Below are 16,455 nucleotides of genomic sequence, written 5' to 3' on the forward strand. Positions count from 1 at the left end.
CATGGATTTCGTGAATGCAGTGGTTCAAGGCATCCTGCTGGGGGGGCTCTATGCGCTCTTTGCTGCCGGGCTGTCGCTGATCTTCGGAGTGATGCGGCTGGTCAATATCGCGCATGGCGATCTGATCGTTCTGGCCGCCTATCTGGGGCTGACCACGACCGTCGTGCTGGGGGTGCACCCGCTGGTGGCGCTGATCGTCGTGGTGCCGGTGATGGCCGGGATCGGCTATGTGCTGCAACGGGGGGTGCTGAACCATACCTTGGGCGACGACATCCTGCCGCCTTTGCTTGTCACCTTCGGCCTGTCGGTGATCATCCAGAACGCTCTGCTGGAGGGCTATTCGGCCGATCCGCAGAAAATGGACGCGGGCGTGCTCGAAACCGCCTCGGTCGCGCTCGGCCCGCTGTCCCTGGGACTGTTGCCGCTGCTGACCTTCGCCATCGCAGTCGCTGTCATCGCGGCGCTGCAATGGACCTTCTATCGCACGCCATTGGGCCGCGCCTTTCGCGCCACGTCGGACAACCAGGACATCGCTCAGCTCATGGGGCTGAACAAGCGCCATGTCTTCGGGCTTGCCATGGCGCTTGCGCTCGCGGTGACGGCAGTCGCGGGCATTCTGCTGGGCATCCGCACCAGCTTCGACCCTTCGGTCGGTGGCGGGCGGCTCATTTTCGGCTTCGAGGCAGTGATCATCGGTGGGCTTGGAAACCTCTGGGGCACACTTGTCGGCGGGGTCATCCTTGGCGTGGCCCAGACCGTGGGCGCGACGATCAACCCCGGCTGGCAGCTTCTAGCTGGCCACATCGCCTTTCTCGTCATTCTTGCCGTGCGCCCCAACGGCCTATTCCCGAGGATCAGCGGATGAACACAGATATCCGGGTAAGCCGTACCTCCAACGCCGCGAAGGTCGCCGCCGTGCTGGGTGCTCTGATCGTCGTGATCCTGATCGCCGCGCCGTACTGGGCAGGCCGGGCCGACCTGCGGCTGATGGGCGAGGTCTTTCTCTACCTCGCGCTGGCCTCGCTGTGGAACCTGCTGGCGGGCTATGCCGGGCTGGTGTCGGTCGGACAGCAGGCCTATGTCGGCTTCGGCGGTTACATGCTGTTCGCGCTGACCATATTCGCAGGTCTGCCCCCGCTGGTTGCCATTGCCCTGGCAGGCGTGCTCGGCGCGCTGATCTCGATCCCCGTCGCGGCGTTGATATTCCGCCTGAGGGGTGCCTATTTCGCCATCGGCACCTGGGTCGTGGCCGAGGTCTTCCGGCTGGTCTTCGCACAGGTTTCGGCACTGGGTGGCGGCTCCGGCACCTCGTTGCCCACCGATATCGTGCGCTCCATGGCCGCTGATCGCTCGGCGCGCGAGGCGCTCAGCTACTGGCTGGCACTCGGCGCGGCGTTGATCGTCGTCACCGCCGTCTACCTGCTGCTGCGTTCGCGCAAGGGATTGGCGCTGACCGCGATCCGCGACAACGAGTTGGCCTCGGCCTCGCTCGGCATCGACATCTGGCGGACGAAGTTCTTCGTCTATGTCGTCACCTCCGGCCTGACGGCCGTGATCGGCGCGCTGATCTTCCTGCAGAAGCTACGCATCTCCCCCGACGCAGCGTTCAGCGTCAACGACTGGACCGCCTTCGTGATCTTCATCGTCGTCATCGGCGGGATCGGCACCATCGAGGGCCCGATCATAGGCACGCTGGTCTTCTTCCTGCTGCGTGAAACGCTGGCGGATCTTGGCACCATCTACCTGATGGTCCTCGGCCTTGTTGCCATCGTGGTGATGCTGAAGGCGCCGCACGGCATCTGGGGCTTCATCCGGCACCGCTTCAATCTGCAACTCTTCCCACTCGGCTACCGCGTCGTGATTGCGGACCACACCAAAGGAGACTGACCCATGGCACGTCAGAAAACCGTCATCACCTGCGCCATCACAGGCGCGATCCACACGCCCACCATGTCGGACGCGTTGCCCTATTCCTATGACGATATCGCACAGCAAGCCGTCGCGGCAGCCGAGGCCGGTGCGTCGATCCTGCACCTGCACGCCCGAGACAACGAGACCGGCGCGCCGTCGGTCGACGTCAAGGATTTCCAGCCCTTCCTGCCGCGGATCAAGCAGGCGACGGATGCGGTGCTGAATATCTCCACGGGTGGTTCGCTGTCTCTGTCGATCCAGGACCGGATAACGCCGGCCAAGACCTTCAGCCCAGAAATGTGCTCGATGAACATGGGGAGCATGAACTTCTCGTTCCACCCGCTCGCCAATCGCTTCAAGGATGACGACTGGAAATTCGACTGGGAGAAGGACTACGTCGCCAATTCCGACGGCAACATCTTCCGCAATACCTTCCGCGACATCAAGGAAGCCGCCGATACGCTGGCCCCGCACGACATCAAGTTCGAGCATGAGTGCTATGATGTCGGCCACCTCTACAATCTGAAATTCTGCATGGATATCGGCCTGTTCAAGGCACCGGTGTTCATCCAGTTCATTTTCGGCATTCTCGGCGGCATCGGACCCGAGGTCGATAACCTGGTGTTCATGAAACGCACCGCCGACCGGCTGTTCGGCGACGATTACCGCTGGTCTGTTCTGGGCGCAGGCGGCGCGCAGATGACCCTCGCCACGACCGCGAGCCAGATGGGTGGCAATGTGCGCGTCGGTCTGGAGGACAGCCTGTTCATCTCGCGTGGCAAGCTGGCCGAAAGCAACGCCCAGCAGGTCGCCAAGATCCGCCGGATCGTCGAGGATCTCGGTTGCGAAGTCGCCACGCCGGACGAGGCGCGGGAAATACTTGCGCTGAAAGGCGGCGATAGGGTCAATTTCTGAAGAAGGCCGCCATTACCACAAGGGCTGCTCAGCCGGCCCCTTTTGCTGCATTTCACCCGGGCTTCCCCCCCGGGAGTGCAGTTTTCAGTTCGTGGACAAGCTTGATGGCGGTCAAAATATAGCGCCGGCCGAGGACGCCAGCACATCTGGTGCGCGTCCGACAACACGTAGATCAGCCAAGGCAGCTATGGGCTCGCGGCGGCCGTTCGCTACGAGGACGTCGGAAGTCGGCTCAGGGCCGTAATCTTCGGACGAACCAAGATCGGATATACGGGGAACCGCATCCGCTCACTTCGTCTGCCTTCCCTACTACGATCGCAATACACGTAGTGAAGCTCGACCTTCTTCCTCGGCATGCTGCCCCCGCAAACACCACCAGGCGTCGCCACGGTCAGACATGCAAACGGCCTCGGGTACTCCCCCGAGGCCATTATCTATTATCTCAACCAGAATGAGCTTTTGAGACGTTTAGGTCATGTCGCCTGATCCGCCATAGCTGTGGCGTACCAAGCAACATTACTCACCATCCGCAAAATTATCCTTATAAATCAATGATTAAGAGTTCTGATGTCGCATCGATTTGCTCCAAAATTTCAGAAAGAATGACCGCAACGGTGCCGTAATGTCCCGCGCTGCGGAGCCACATGCTCCGCAGCTACACATTGCACTCAGGCAGTGATTAAACGCTGCGAGCTACGCAGCCTCGGATTTTGACAGCACACTTTGAACCAACGCCTCAAGGGCCTGTACATGCGTACGCGACGGGCCTGTTACGTCTAGAGTGGCGACAACCAGGTTTTCTTTCGCACCTGCATTGGCGATAGCATAGCAGGTGCGAATTGGATCGGGCGGCAAATCGCCGTGATGTGGGTAGAGCAGCATTACGTTCGGGCACTGATAGAGTTGGCTGTAAGCCATCAACTGATACACATCAGCCTGACTGACACCCTGCTTCGGATCGTCAATGCGAGGGGACATCCGTTTCCACTTGGTGTCGATGACAAGCACGGTCCGATCGCCTTGGCGAATGATGAGGTCCGGCTTAGTCCGAAAGCGCCCTGTACACTCTTCGAACAAGCAGTCTCGGTGGCCGCCTTGCGCTGAGACACGGTACCCGCTGCCTGACAGGGCCCTGGTCAGCAATTTGGCAACGTACTGCTCGAACAGCGCATTCATTTCGAACAAAAGCGCATGACCGTCGATGGCGCCTGCGCTCGTCTGCTGATGCCTGTCGGTAAGAAGCAAGCGAGCGAACGATAGGAGTTCACTCCAACGTTGGTTTGTCCGGTCCAAAGTGATCTGATCCCAACGCAGCGCGGCGACAGGAACACGGGTCACGTCCGAATACGCAAATTCAATTTCGCGCAACAGCCTCTGATTGTCGGCAGCCTGAGCCAGCCGCTGCAATCGGGAAACTGCCGCGCGCATAACCTGGTTCAGCGGACTGTCGAACGACAGTTCATCATAACTGCAAGCAAGCCTTTGCGGCGAAACCGCATGACGTGAAAACTGCCGGGTGAGGTCAAGCCGCCCACGGAGCGCAGTAAGGTCATCGGCATGTTCCAAGTATCGACGCGGCAACCCCATGCGCACCGCCTCCAGAAGGCGCGTGCAGAAGAGTCGGATAAGCAGTTCCAGAACAGTGTCTTTTTGCCAACCAAGCTGCGTCATGGCACCAGTATCGATGCGCAAATCATGGACTACTGCCAGCATGTGGATCAGACGGCGACGGAGCGCATCGTCAGTGGCCTCATGCTCCCCAAGGCCTTCTATCTTTGGAAGAATCTCCAACTGACACCCCGGCGCAGCGATCACGCCCACCACCCCCCGCGCACGCAACGCCTTGCGACCGTGTTCAAGAACACCTTCCCCACCGCGCCCGGCAAATGCGGAACGCGCTGCGACCACGGCAATGCGATCGGCCTCTGCCTGTGGGATGGTCGCCTCGTCATCACCATAGCCGATGCGCTGCCACTCACGGAGCGTGCGGCGGATCATGACCCAAGCAATCTGGAGTAATCAAAGCCCTCCGCAGCGCTACGGACAGCCCATCGGAAACGAGGCATTGCTTCGCCGTTGTCGAGCCCCGGCGGTGCTTTCAGAACCGAGCGTTTGAGGAAACCGCCTTCGATGGTCGCTTCATGGGTCTCCAGATCTCCCAGGACTGCAGCAATCTTGGCCCAATCTTCGAAGAAGTATTCGGCCAGCAGAGGAATAACCTTGTGGCGCATCACCTCGTCCACGTCAGCTAGCGTCTGGCAGCCGGTAAAGTAGGCATGCCCTATCTGGTGATCGCGATCATAGAGATACTCTACCCGCTCGTTGATCGTCGTTAGAAGGAGCGCCAAATCGATCCCGGTGCGGGCCCCGGCATCGTCAAGATGCTTCCCATCGGGCATGAGCTCACGAAAGGTGAAGCGTCGTCGGAGTGCCGTATCGAGCAGGGCAATAGAGCGGTCTGCGGTGTTCATCGTGCCAACGATATGCAGGTTCGACGGAACACCAAAGTCGTCCCCGGAATACGGCAGACGCACCTTGATCTCGTTTGGTTGGCCAAGTCGCTTATCCGGCTCGAGCAGCGTGATCAGCTCCCCAAAAACCTTCGAAATATTCGCGCGGTTGATTTCGTCGATGATCAGGACAAAGGGCTCGGGTTCCGACGGGCCATCGCTTTGCTGGCTGTTCATGTAGCGCTCAAGGGCCGGTACATTGAGCTCGACTACGTCAATCGTATAGATCGATTTCTGGGAAAACTTGCGGGAGTAGATCTCGGCAACGGAAACCCCGTCTCGGTCGACCCAAAGCCAACGCACAGCTCGGCGATGGGCATAGTCGCCTTCCGGACGTGGAGCGAACTCGTATTCCCCTGTAAACACTCCGATAGCTCGAAACAGCAAGTTGCCCTTCGAAACGATTACAAGGTCGCCTTCCTTGACCTCATTCCTAAACTTGAAAGGCATCTGCACAACACCTGAGCGCGCATCCACGCTGGCATGGTGTTCGCCTTGGGCCTTGCAAGCTTCGATGATGGCCTGGCGGCTCGCAAACTTCTCATCCGACCAATCGATGTCCTCAAATCCCAAGAGGGTATAACCACCTTGGATTGCCTCCTCGAAAAGATGCGCTTCTTCAGGATTGCTCGCTTCGCCGATCGACATCTTGAAAACCTGACGGTCGCCAAGACGCACAGCCTCCTCTGCTGACGATCGCCCTCGACTGGTCTCGGCCCGTTTCGCTATGCGACGGAAAATGCCCGGAACGGTTTCCAGCCTGAACCCGGCCGTTGAAGTACCGCCACCCTCATCCGTCCCGGTCATAGGCTGCCGCCCTTCGACGAACTCTTCATATGCCATGGACTGATGGAACGTGACAAACTCGATCCGCCCCGCAGCCAACAAACCTTGGTACGTGACCATCAGATCGTCACGGTCTTCTGGCACCGCCTCTCCACACAGACGGACGGATTCGGCCATAGTGCTGAACGTTTTCCCGGTGCCCGGTGGCCCGTAAAGGATCAGCGTTTGTGCCACTGTGCTTGCTGAAGCTCGCATATCATCCCCTTTACTGCCCAGCCGGGGCTCAAGCTCGAAGGTGAACTCTGTTGTCGTACTTCTGGATGGACCCTTGATCGTCGGGGCGGATACACGGGCCAGAGACCGGAATTTATCCCCTTCTAGGGCCTGACAGACGTTTGCCCAATTTCTCTCAAGACCACACAGATCATGCAGAGCGCCCGCTCGGATGGTAACGCTACGCAGCCCGGCCTCCCGAGATGGCTCAATGAAGTAGTTAAGAGCAACGAGCCTAGCGCGCTCCGCGCCTCGCATCAGGTGCGCATACTCGTCAGGTAGCGGCAAAGGCTGATCATCCTTGTCGACGATCACGAATCCAGCCTTGTGCAATTGGGCAGCCGCAGCTGACGATTGACTCCATCCGCCATTCAAATTCTTGGAGATCTTCCCACTCAGAAAGCCCACAATTGGTTTGGTAGGATAGGCTTTCTGTGATCGCGACTTGGTTGACCTGACCCAGTACCTTGTAGGCACTTTGAACGCGGAAAACGTGGCTTCGAACTCAGAAGTTTCACGCAAATCAAAGGCGTCCATAGCGGCTTCGATTTTCTCGCGCGACAGGCGGTCTGCAGCAGCCTCCGTATCCAGTTCACCGGGCGCGGGCTGCTTGCCCTCCCAGAACGCGTGGTAGAGCTGAAGAGCCTGCCGTATGCTGGCCAGACCAGTTCTCAGCACGCCATCGATTGGAACGGGCGACGGATTGGGCCGTTTTTCACGCTCATCCTCAGCGCTGTAAGCAAACTGCTCGAGGATTTCCTCCTTGTCTTGTGAGGAGAAGAGTTCATCCAGATCTCCCAAATAACTCTCAACCCGCTTGGCACTGCTAACCCGGGAAGATGCTGCTTGAGGCGACTGGCCTTGCTCGCCAAGCCAAGTCTTGAATTCAATTTCTCTCAACAACTCATCCCATAGTCGAATTCTTGCTTTCAATGACCTGCGATGCCCGCTTGGCTTGCGGCTTCAAGCGTAACCGGTGAGCAGCGGCACACAGAGACATCTGATAAACAGACTTTCAACATTTGGGATCGGAAATGGAAGACGCCTTCTGCTGAGTTATTTGCACTCAGGTTCCGGCCAAGCGACATCTCGATGGGCATTCGGGGAATGATGCCTCAGTGTTGCAGGACCACGGGGCACGTCGGCGCGCAGAAACACACGCCCCCTACCCGCTGGCGATAAGGGAATAGGCTCCAGCCCTATTGCTTCGAGCTGGTCACCGACACTACGCGTTTCTCCCCCTGCAAATTCGGCTAGGTGTTTGCTGGTGACCTGCACCAAGCGCGAAGGGCGGCTTTGGGCCGCGACCGGTCATGCCCGGCGCCTGGCGTGAAGGTCCGCAACGGGCCGTCAGCGCCCGCAAACCTGATGCGCCAAGACGAAGGGGCATGCCGCAGCGCCGCATGTCTCCCTCGAGCCCAAAAAGGCCTTTCACGGTGAGGTGGACCGACTATATAGCGTCTCTATGCAGCGCAATCGCTATCACCATCTGGGCTGGTTTCACGGCATCGAACTTTTTGAAGCCTCATTCAGCAATCAGACTTTCGCCCGCCACGCTCATGAAGGCTTTGCCATCGGTGCGATCGGAGAGGGCGCGGGTGGATACCAATGCCGGGGTGAAAGCATGGTGCTGCCCGCCGGGTCGCTGTCGCTTATGAACCCCGATGAACCCCATACCGGCCGCGCAGCGGCAGGTCGTGTGCGATACAATATGCTTTATGCTCCGGAGACGGCGGTGCGCGCGGTGCTCGGTCTGCGTGACTTGCGGGGCTTTGCCGAGATCGCTCCACAGGATCGAGGGTTAAGGCTGACGAGGGCGCTGGCGCGGCTGTCGCGGAGCCTCAACAATCCGACAGAATATGCTGGCCGACTGGAGGCTGAAGAGGCTGTACATGCGGTGCTGGCACAGGCTTTCGCGCATTACGGCGGTGCTGAATTGCGGCAGTCGGGTCGCGAACCCGCTGCCATTCGCGCCCTGCTGGAGCGGATCGAGGCCGGTGTCGCGGACGGTGAGAGCCTGAGCCTGTCCGATCTGGCCGAGCAGGTTGGATTAAATCCGTCCTACCTGATCCGCAGCACCACCCGAGCCACGGGCCTGACACCGCATGGCCATGTGCTGCGGGCGCGCGTCGACCTGGCACGCCGCCTGCTGCTGGACGGCACGCCTGCCGCCGAGGCAGCCATTGCTGCCGGGTTCTGCGATCAGGCGCATCTGATCCGGCAGTTCCGTCGCCACTACGGTGTGACGCCGGGCGCTCTGATCCGGCACTGAAGGTCAATTTCGTCCAATCCCACCTGGCAACCGGTGTGACATGGAAGGTCCCAAAAAGGATACAGCTATGTCACAGAAACCTGTTCTCATTTTGGACGAAACCCTGCCCACCGGCCTGAAGGCCAATTTCGCCGCCGTCCTGGGCATGAGCTTGGGGCAACTGCGCCCCGAGTTGGTCGGTGCCAACACCACCACGAGGGACGGTCAGGTGCTGGGCGGGATCACGACGGTTGCGCTCCCGGTGCTCGATGCCTCGGCGGCCGACCTGCCGACGCTGTTTGCCGCTGCATCTGACCTTCCGCTGCGGCTGGCTTACATGCGCGCGGCCTTCGAGGCCCACGACTATGCGGATTATTCCGCGCGCATCGCTGCTGCGCCGCTGGCGGGTCACGCGCCGCAGGCAATCCTGCTGGCCGGGCCTCGAAAGGCTGTGGACCGGATCTGTGGTAGCCTGCCGTTGTTACGCTGATGCTGCCGCTGGAGACGCTGTTGGCCATGTGCGGCTTTGCGCTCGCGTCCTCGGCGACGCCGGGGCCGGTCAATATCATCGGCGCAATGACGGGCGCGACGCATGGAGCGCCACGGGCTCTGCGCTTCGTAAGCGGTGCGACCGCCAGCTTCCTCGCGCTGCTTGTGATTGTCGGAAGCGGGATGCTGATCGGAACCGAGTGGGTCTTGGCACTCGCAGGGCCGATGACCCTTGCTGGTTCCGCCTATCTCTTGTGGATGGCATGCGGGCTGCTTCGTGGCGGTGGCGGAAACCCTGCGGACAGTGACCCCAGGATTCCCGGCTTCTGGTCCGGGGTCGTGGTGCAGGGGCTTAACCTGAAAGCCTGGCTTGCGGTGTTCTCATCAATCTCGACCTTCGTGCTGCCACTAGAGGACCGCACCACCGGAATGGCTGTTTTCACCATCCTGTTTGGTGCGATCTGCTGGTTGTCCCTAGCAGCTTGGGCATGGGGCGGAGCTCGGATCGGTCAAAGCCAGATGCGTGTGTTCAACGGCATCATGGCACTGATCCTCGCTTTGTCGGTCGCGGGGATGCTGGTGCAAGCCGCACCCTAACTGTCCGCTTTGTCCGCTCTGCCGACCTTCACCCTCCGAAAATGCTGCGCCGTGGATGAATGACCGTTCTGGTGAAGCTGCGGCGCAGCATCGGCGTGGTGGGTGGAAGGCGGCTCAGGGCCGCTCCTGACAAGCTACGATCGGATGGACGCGGAACCGCATTCACTTGCTGCGTCTGCCTTCGTTCATACGATCACACGATGCGCAACGGAGGTCGATTTGGCCTGCTGCCCAGCAAAAATACTGGCAGCGTCTCCACAACCGGACATGCAAACGGCCTCGGGTACTCCCCGAGGCCGTTTCTTTATCATCTCAGCCGAAATGACCTTGTGAGACGGTTAGGTCATGTCGCGTGGCACGCCACAATAGCCCCCTGATCGACGCCCCTCATCCGCATTTCGAATGGCCGCACGAGGGGCAGGTCATGCAGCCTTCGACCATGCGCATGCCGAACTCGCCGCAGGCGGGGCATGCCGCGCCGCGCGGGGCATCGCCCACGGCCATTGCCTCGGACTGGGGATCGGCCTGGGGATCGGATTTCAGGCCAAGCCCCTCGCCCGCAAGGAAACCGGTGGCGATCATGTGCCGCTCGATCACGCCGCCGATCGCGGCAAGGATCGAAGGGACGTAGCGCCCCTTCATCCAGGCCCCTCCGCGCGGATCGAAGACGGCCTTCAACTCCTCGACCACGAAGCTGACATCGCCCCCGCGCCGGAACACCGCCGAGATCATCCGCGTCAGCGCGACGGTCCAAGCGTAATGCTCCATGTTCTTGGAATTGATGAACACTTCGAACGGGCGGCGATGGCCGCCCTGCACGATGTCGTTCACGGTGATATAGATGGCATGCGCCGAATCCGGCCATTTCAGCTTGTAGGTCGACCCCTCCAGCGCGGCGGGACGGTCGAGCGGCTCGGTCAGGTAGACGACATCGGCGCCCTGATCGGCCTCGGGGGTTTTCTCGGTCGTTTCGCTGACCGACAGGACGCTGCCCGTGACATCGTTCGGGCGATAGGTCGTGCAACCCTTGCAGCCCAGGTCCCAGGCCGCAAGATAGACGTCCTTGAACGCTTCGAAATCGATATCCTCGGGGCAGTTGATCGTCTTGGAAATGCTGCTGTCCACCCATTCCTGCGCTGCCGCCTGCATGGCGACATGATCGCGCGGCGCAAGCGTCTGGGCGTTCACGAAGTAATCCGGCAGGGGCGCGTCGCCCCTGAGGTCGCGCCACATCTGGACGGCATAATCGACGACCTCCTCCTCGGTCCGCGTGCCGTCCTTCTGCAGGACCTTGCGCTTGTAGGCATAGGCGAAGACCGGCTCGATCCCGGAACTGACATTCCCGGCATAGAGGCTGATCGTGCCCGTCGGCGCGATGCTGGTCAGAAGCGCGTTGCGGATGCCATGCGTGGCAATGGCGTCCCGCACATCCGGGTCCATCCTGGACATGAAGCCCGAACGCAGGAATTCATCCGCGTCGAACAGCGGAAACGCCCCCTTCTCCTTGGCCAGATCGACCGATGCCAGATAGGCCGACCGCGCAATGGCCTTCATCCAGACCCGCGTCTGCGCGACCGCGTCATCGGCACCGTACCGCAGTCCCAGCATCAGCAGCGCATCGGCAAGGCCGGTGACGCCCAGCCCGATGCGGCGCTTGGCCTGCGCCTCGGCCAGCTGCTGTTCCAGCGGAAAGCGCGATGCGTCCACCACGTTGTCCATCATGCGCACCGCCGTGCGGACCAGATCGTCCAGCGCATCGGGATCCAGCCGCGCGGCATCGGTGAAGGGATCGCGCACCAGCCGCGCAAGGTTCACCGACCCCAGCAGACAGGCGCCATAGGGCGGCAGGGGCTGTTCGCCGCAGGGATTGGTGGCGGCGATGGTTTCGGCGTAATGCAGGTTGTTCGCCTTGTTGATCCGGTCGATGAAGATCACGCCCGGTTCGGCATAATCATAGGTCGCCCGCATGATCCGGTTCCACAGATCGCGGGCCTGCAGGCTGCGGAAGGTCTGCCCGTCGAACTTCAGATCCCAGGATCCGTCGGCCTTCACCGCCTCCATGAAATCGTCGGTCACCAGCACGGACAGGTTGAACATGCGCAGGCGCGCGCTGTCCTGCTTGGCCTCGATGAACGCCTCGATATCGGGGTGGTCGCAGCGCATCGTGGCCATCATCGCGCCGCGCCTGCTGCCCGCCGACATGATCGTGCGGCACATCGCGTCCCAGACATCCATGAAGGACAGCGGCCCCGAGGCATCCGCCGCCACGCCCTTGACCAGCGCCCCACGCGGCCGGATGGTCGAGAAGTCGTAGCCGATGCCCCCGCCCTGCTGCATGGTCAGCGCGGCCTCCTTCAGCATGTCGAAGATGCCGCCCATGCTGTCGGGGATGGTGCCCATGACGAAGCAGTTGAACAGCGTCACGGTGCGCCCGGTGCCTGCCCCGGCAAGGATGCGACCGGCGGGCAGAAACCTGAAATCCTCCAGCGCGTGGAAGAATTTCTCCTCCCATGCGGCGGGGTCCTTCTCGACCCGCGCAAGGTCGCGCGCGACCCGCCGCCAGCTGTCTTCGACCCCCGTATCGACCGGCTGCCCCTCGGCATCCTTCATCCGGTATTTCATGTCCCAGATCTGTTCGGCGATAGGGGCGGCAAAGCGGGTCATCGGACGTTCCTTTGTGGCGACAAGGACGGGAAACACGATATGCGGTATCGAACGGGTCTCAAGTCAGCATCGGGCGGTCGAGTCGGTCAAGCCCTTCCTGATCGCGGCCTCGGATTTAGCGGCCAAGGTCTTCCGCGTCTCGGCCCGGATCGGCAAGGGCGCATGCAAGCGGACCGTCACGCGACCCTGGCGGGGCACCGACAGAACCGCCAGCAGATGCGGCCCAAGCGCCATGTCCGCCCACCAGCCATAGAACCGCGCATCCTGACCGTCAGGCGCGTGATAGGACGCACTGATCGGTTGGATTGCCAACCCTTTGGGCAGCTCGGGGTCCAGAAACCCCTGGAACAGCGTCGGCTTGAAGGGCAGCACGCGCCGCCCGTCGGTCGAGGTGCCTTCGGGAAAGAACAGAAGCCTGTGCCCCGCACGGATGCGTGCTGCGAATTCCTGCGCCTGCTGCCGGGCAAGCCGCGGATCGCGCGTCACGAAATGCGTGTTCGTCACGCGGGTCAGGATGTTGATGCCCGGCCAGCCCGCAACCTCGGCCTTGCTGACGAAGAAGACCGGCATCGCCGCGTTGAAGACCAGGATGTCGAGCCAGCTGGAATGGTTCGCCACCACCGCGCCGGGCCCCTGCATCGGCACACCTTCGCGCCGCCAGCCGATGCCCATGGCCAGCAGGACCAGGCGGCAGACGACCTGGACATGCGGACCGGTCCACGGGCGGCGAGGTCCGTGGAACAGACGTTCGACCGCGCGCAGCGGCAGGATCAGGATGACGCCGATCAGCAGGACCGCGATGGCGGGCAGCCCGCGCCGCAGGACGCGCAGCCAGTCGCGCGGGCCACGGGGACGGCGAAGCGCGATCGGCTCGCCCTCGCGCCAGGTCGCGGGTGTCATGTCGCCTGCTGCCAGCGGCTTTCATAGAATTGCCGGTGCTTGGCCGACATCGCGGCCGTGTCCATCAGCAGGAACACGTCCGTGGTGTTGAATTCGCGGTCGATGAAGGCCCCCTCGCCCACCTGACCGCCCAGCCGCAGATAGGCCTTGATCAGGGCGGGCATCGCGACCAACGCCTCTCGGCGGTCGATGGCATCGGGCGCGATCAGGTCCATCCTCTGGAAACCCTCGTCACGCGCACGGGGTCGCAGTTCCGGCGGGGCCAGATGCTTGTGGTGCAGCCAGCTGAGCGAGGGCGCAAGTATCTGCGCATCCGTCCCGTGAAAGCTGGCGACGCCGAACAGGATCTCGATCCCGTGGTCCAGCACGTAATCGGCCAGCGCGTTCCACATGACGAACATGCCCGACCCGCCGCGATATTCGGGATCGACGCAGGACCGGCCCAGTTCCAGCAGCGGGCGGCCGCAATCGCGCAGCGGCCCCAGATCGTATTCGCCATCGCAATAGAACCGCCCGAAGCTGGCGGCCCGGTCACCGGGCAGCAGGCGATAGACGCCCACGACATGATCCAGTTCGGCCGCGTCCCGGCGGGTGTCGATCAGGCAGAGGTGATCCACCACGTCGTCGAATTCGTCCCGTTCCAGCCGGGCGTCGTGATCGACCATCGGTCCCGTGCCGCCCAGTTCCTCGACGAAGACGCGATAGCGCAGGCGCTGCGCGGCCAGAAGGTCCTGGGGATCGCTGGCAAGACGGATCTCGAAGAAGCTTGTATCGATGCGGTTCAAGGGGACCCCTGGGGATTGACCTGTGCCCGGCCTGTCTAGGGGGCGTGGCACCTCATTGCAACAATCCAGCAGGATTAACGAAGTTGCCCTTGCCTGTGACAACCGCAAGTTGCACCATGAATTAACGATAACAAAAGGTTAACGATCATCGAAGCGAACGATTGCCAATGCCACGCGCCTGCCGTCCAGAACCTGCTTGCCCGCCTCGGTAAAGTTCACGGTGATGCGGTCCCCGATGCGGGATTGCACCTGGCCATCGCCCCATTCGGGGGCGTCGGGGTGGCGCACGATCATTCCGGGCTCGAGTATTTCATTCACGACATTCGCTCCGAGGGTTCAAGTGAAAGGTAATCCAACATGTCCGATGTGACAACGGCGCCCCGGGCTGGTGAACTTGCGGCCCTGCTGGGATCGCGCCTCTGCCACGACCTCGTGTCGCCCCTGGGCGCGATCGGAAACGGGGTCGAACTGCTGGAGATGTCGCCCGACTTTCCGGATATCGGCAACAGCCCCGAGATTCGCCTGATCGCCGAAGCCGTCGCATCGGCCCGCAACCGCATTCAGGCCTTCCGCATGGCCTTCGGCACCGCGCAGGAGGATCAGCGCGTCCCGCGCGCCGAGCTGCAGAAGCTGGTCGACGGGATCTCGGCACAGGGGCGCCTTCGGGTCCAGCTGGATGCAGAGGGCGATTTCGCGCGACCGCAGGTACGCATGGTCATGCTGGGGCTGCTGTGCCTCGAGACGGTGATGCCCTGGGGCGGCCGGGTGCTGGTGCTGCGAAATGCGCCGGGCTGGCGGCTGATCGCGGAATGCGACCGGGCGCGGCTGGATGCCGATCTGTGGGCGTGGCTGTCGGTCGGACAGGGCCGCGAAGCCGCCCCGTCCGAGGTTCAGTTCCCGTTGCTGGCCGAGCTGGCCCGCACCGAGAACCGCCGCCTTGTGGCCGAGTTCGACCAGTCCGGCGGCGAGATCGCCTTCTGAAGGATCAGGCGCGGACCGTCCCGTCGCCCGTCACCAGATACTTGAAGCTTGTCAGCTGCTCGGCACCCACCGGGCCGCGGGCATGCATCTTGCCCGTGGCGATGCCGATCTCGGCCCCCATCCCGAATTCACCGCCATCCGCGAACTGGGTCGACGCATTGCGCATCAGGATCGCGCTGTCGAGCCCCGCGAAGAAGCGGGCGGCAACCGCGTCATCCTCGGTCAGCACGGATTCGGTGTGCTGGCTGCCGAAGCGGCGGATATGGGCAATGGCCTGATCCACGCCGTCGACAGGCTTGGCGGCGATGATCATATCCAGGAACTCCTTGCCGAAATCGTCCTCCGAGGCGGGAACGGTGCCTTGCGTCCGGGCAAGCTCGTCCGCCGCGCGCACCTCGACGCCCGCGTCGATCAGGTCGCGCAGGATCGTATCCCCATGCGCAGCCAGGAAGGCGCGGTCGATCAGCAGGCATTCGGCCGCGCCGCAGATGCCCGTGCGCCGCGTCTTGGCGTTCAACACCACGCGCCGCGCCTTTTCCGGATCGGCGGCCGCGTCGACATAGATGTGACAGATCCCTTCCAGATGGGCGAAGACCGGCACGCGGGCCTCGGCCTGGACAAGACCGACCAGCCCCTTGCCACCGCGCGGAATGATCACGTCGATCAGCCCCTGCGCGCCCAGCATCGCAGACACCGCGGCACGGTCGCGCGTCGGCACCATCTGGACCGAGGCTTCCGGCAGGCCCGCCGCGCGCAGTCCCTTGACCATGCAGGCATGGATCGCGCTGCTGCTGTTCAGGCTCTCGCTGCCGCCGCGCAGGATCACGGCATTGCCGGATTTCAGCGCCAGCGCCGCCGCATCCGCGGTGACGTTCGGACGGCTCTCATAGATCACGCCGATCACCCCGATGGGGGTGCGGACGCGCTGGATATGCAGGCCCGTGGGACGGTCCCATTCCGCGATCACCTGCCCCACCGGATCGTCCTGTGCCGCCACTTCGCGCAGGGACGCCGCGATCGCTTCGATCCGCGCATCGTCCAGCCGCAGGCGGTCCAGCATTGCGTCGCTCAGGCCCTTCTCGCGGGCGAATTCGATATCCTTGTCATTGGCTGCGATCACATCCGCCTTGTCGGCCAGCAGGGCATCCGCCGCCGCGTTCAAAGCCTGCGTCTTCTGCGGTGCTGGGGCCTGCGCAAGCTCGATTGCGGCCATGCGGGCCGCTTCGCCCAAGGTCACGATCAACTGCTGCGCATCGGATGTGGTCATCGTCTTTCCCCAATTGCAAATCGACCGGAAAGTCCGGTCGGGCACCCTTCTAGCGTCGTCCTTCGGACGATGCGAGGGTCGTTTTCCGATGCAGGGAAAGGATGGAATGGCGCGGTTGACGGGGCT

At 62.3% G+C, this 16,455-nt stretch carries 14 protein-coding genes; 7 read left to right on the forward strand and 7 right to left on the reverse strand.

The features are described from left to right. Window position 1: 1 nt before the first annotated feature. Genes KO490_RS14610 through KO490_RS14620 form a run of 3 tightly spaced genes read left to right on the forward strand, consistent with a single transcriptional unit; the run spans window position 2 to window position 2,826 of the window. Window positions 2-865: a branched-chain amino acid ABC transporter permease gene (locus KO490_RS14610; protein WP_216020114.1), complete on the forward strand. Its 864-nt coding sequence runs from the start codon at window positions 2-4 to the stop codon at window positions 863-865. Continuing rightward, window positions 862-1,887 (forward strand): branched-chain amino acid ABC transporter permease, encoded by a 1,026-nt coding sequence (locus KO490_RS14615; protein ID WP_216020115.1) that lies wholly within the window; start codon window positions 862-864, stop codon window positions 1,885-1,887. Before KO490_RS14610 ends, KO490_RS14615 begins: the two co-directional genes overlap by 4 nt. 3 nt (window positions 1,888-1,890) lie before the next feature. Continuing rightward, window positions 1,891-2,826: a 3-keto-5-aminohexanoate cleavage protein gene (locus KO490_RS14620; RefSeq protein ID WP_216020116.1), complete on the forward strand. Its 936-nt coding sequence runs from the start codon at window positions 1,891-1,893 to the stop codon at window positions 2,824-2,826. A gap of 693 nt (window positions 2,827-3,519) precedes the next feature. Here KO490_RS14620 and KO490_RS14625 read toward each other — a convergent pair. Continuing rightward, window positions 3,520-4,824: an McrC family protein gene (locus tag KO490_RS14625; protein WP_216020117.1), complete on the reverse strand. Its 1,305-nt coding sequence runs from the start codon at window positions 4,822-4,824 to the stop codon at window positions 3,520-3,522. Then, window positions 4,821-7,295: an AAA family ATPase gene (locus KO490_RS14630; RefSeq protein WP_252727193.1), complete on the reverse strand. Its 2,475-nt coding sequence runs from the start codon at window positions 7,293-7,295 to the stop codon at window positions 4,821-4,823. The genes KO490_RS14625 and KO490_RS14630 overlap by 4 nt, the downstream gene beginning before the upstream one ends. A gap of 565 nt (window positions 7,296-7,860) precedes the next feature. On the opposite strand from KO490_RS14630, the gene KO490_RS14635 reads away from it, so the two are divergent. The 3 genes from KO490_RS14635 (at window position 7,861) to KO490_RS14645 (ending at window position 9,732) form a co-directional block, all read left to right on the forward strand. Next, complete coding sequence (locus tag KO490_RS14635; RefSeq protein WP_216020118.1) at window positions 7,861-8,667, forward strand: AraC family transcriptional regulator; 807 nt, start codon at window positions 7,861-7,863, stop codon at window positions 8,665-8,667. A gap of 67 nt (window positions 8,668-8,734) precedes the next feature. Further along, window positions 8,735-9,136, forward strand: a complete 402-nt coding sequence (locus tag KO490_RS14640) for a DUF2000 domain-containing protein (protein WP_216020119.1) — start codon at window positions 8,735-8,737, stop codon at window positions 9,134-9,136. Next, entirely contained in the window at window positions 9,136-9,732 is a 597-nt protein-coding gene (locus KO490_RS14645; RefSeq protein WP_216020120.1) for a LysE family translocator, read from the forward strand. Before KO490_RS14640 ends, KO490_RS14645 begins: the two co-directional genes overlap by 1 nt. Before the next feature lie 387 nt (window positions 9,733-10,119). Here KO490_RS14645 and KO490_RS14650 read toward each other — a convergent pair whose 3' ends face one another. The 4 genes from KO490_RS14650 to KO490_RS14665 all read right to left on the reverse strand — a co-directional run bounded on the left by KO490_RS14650 (window position 10,120) and on the right by KO490_RS14665 (window position 14,399). Beyond that, entirely contained in the window at window positions 10,120-12,396 is a 2,277-nt protein-coding gene (locus tag KO490_RS14650) for an adenosylcobalamin-dependent ribonucleoside-diphosphate reductase (protein ID WP_216020121.1), read from the reverse strand. A 63-nt stretch (window positions 12,397-12,459) separates the two neighbouring features. Then, window positions 12,460-13,296 carry a 1-acyl-sn-glycerol-3-phosphate acyltransferase gene (locus KO490_RS14655; RefSeq protein ID WP_216020122.1) on the reverse strand — a complete coding sequence of 279 codons (837 nt, stop codon included), beginning with the start codon at window positions 13,294-13,296 and terminating at the stop codon, window positions 12,460-12,462. Then, entirely contained in the window at window positions 13,293-14,072 is a 780-nt protein-coding gene (locus KO490_RS14660) for a GNAT family N-acetyltransferase (RefSeq protein ID WP_216020188.1), read from the reverse strand. The genes KO490_RS14655 and KO490_RS14660 overlap by 4 nt, the downstream gene beginning before the upstream one ends. 147 nt (window positions 14,073-14,219) lie before the next feature. After that, window positions 14,220-14,399: a DUF3553 domain-containing protein gene (locus KO490_RS14665; protein ID WP_216020123.1), complete on the reverse strand. Its 180-nt coding sequence runs from the start codon at window positions 14,397-14,399 to the stop codon at window positions 14,220-14,222. A 39-nt stretch (window positions 14,400-14,438) separates the two neighbouring features. Here KO490_RS14665 and KO490_RS14670 point away from each other — a divergent pair, with 39 nt between their 5' ends. After that, the gene (locus tag KO490_RS14670) at window positions 14,439-15,062 is read left to right on the forward strand and encodes a histidine phosphotransferase family protein (protein ID WP_216020124.1); all 624 of its coding nucleotides are present in this window, start codon (window positions 14,439-14,441) and stop codon (window positions 15,060-15,062) included. A gap of 4 nt (window positions 15,063-15,066) precedes the next feature. Here the strand turns inward: KO490_RS14670 and KO490_RS14675 are convergent, their stop codons facing one another. Beyond that, window positions 15,067-16,329: a glutamate-5-semialdehyde dehydrogenase gene (locus KO490_RS14675; protein WP_216020125.1), complete on the reverse strand. Its 1,263-nt coding sequence runs from the start codon at window positions 16,327-16,329 to the stop codon at window positions 15,067-15,069. Window positions 16,330-16,455 lie beyond the last annotated feature (126 nt).

It is taken from the genome of Paracoccus sp. C2R09 (assembly GCF_018860625.1).
Lineage (GTDB): Bacteria > Pseudomonadota > Alphaproteobacteria > Rhodobacterales > Rhodobacteraceae > Paracoccus.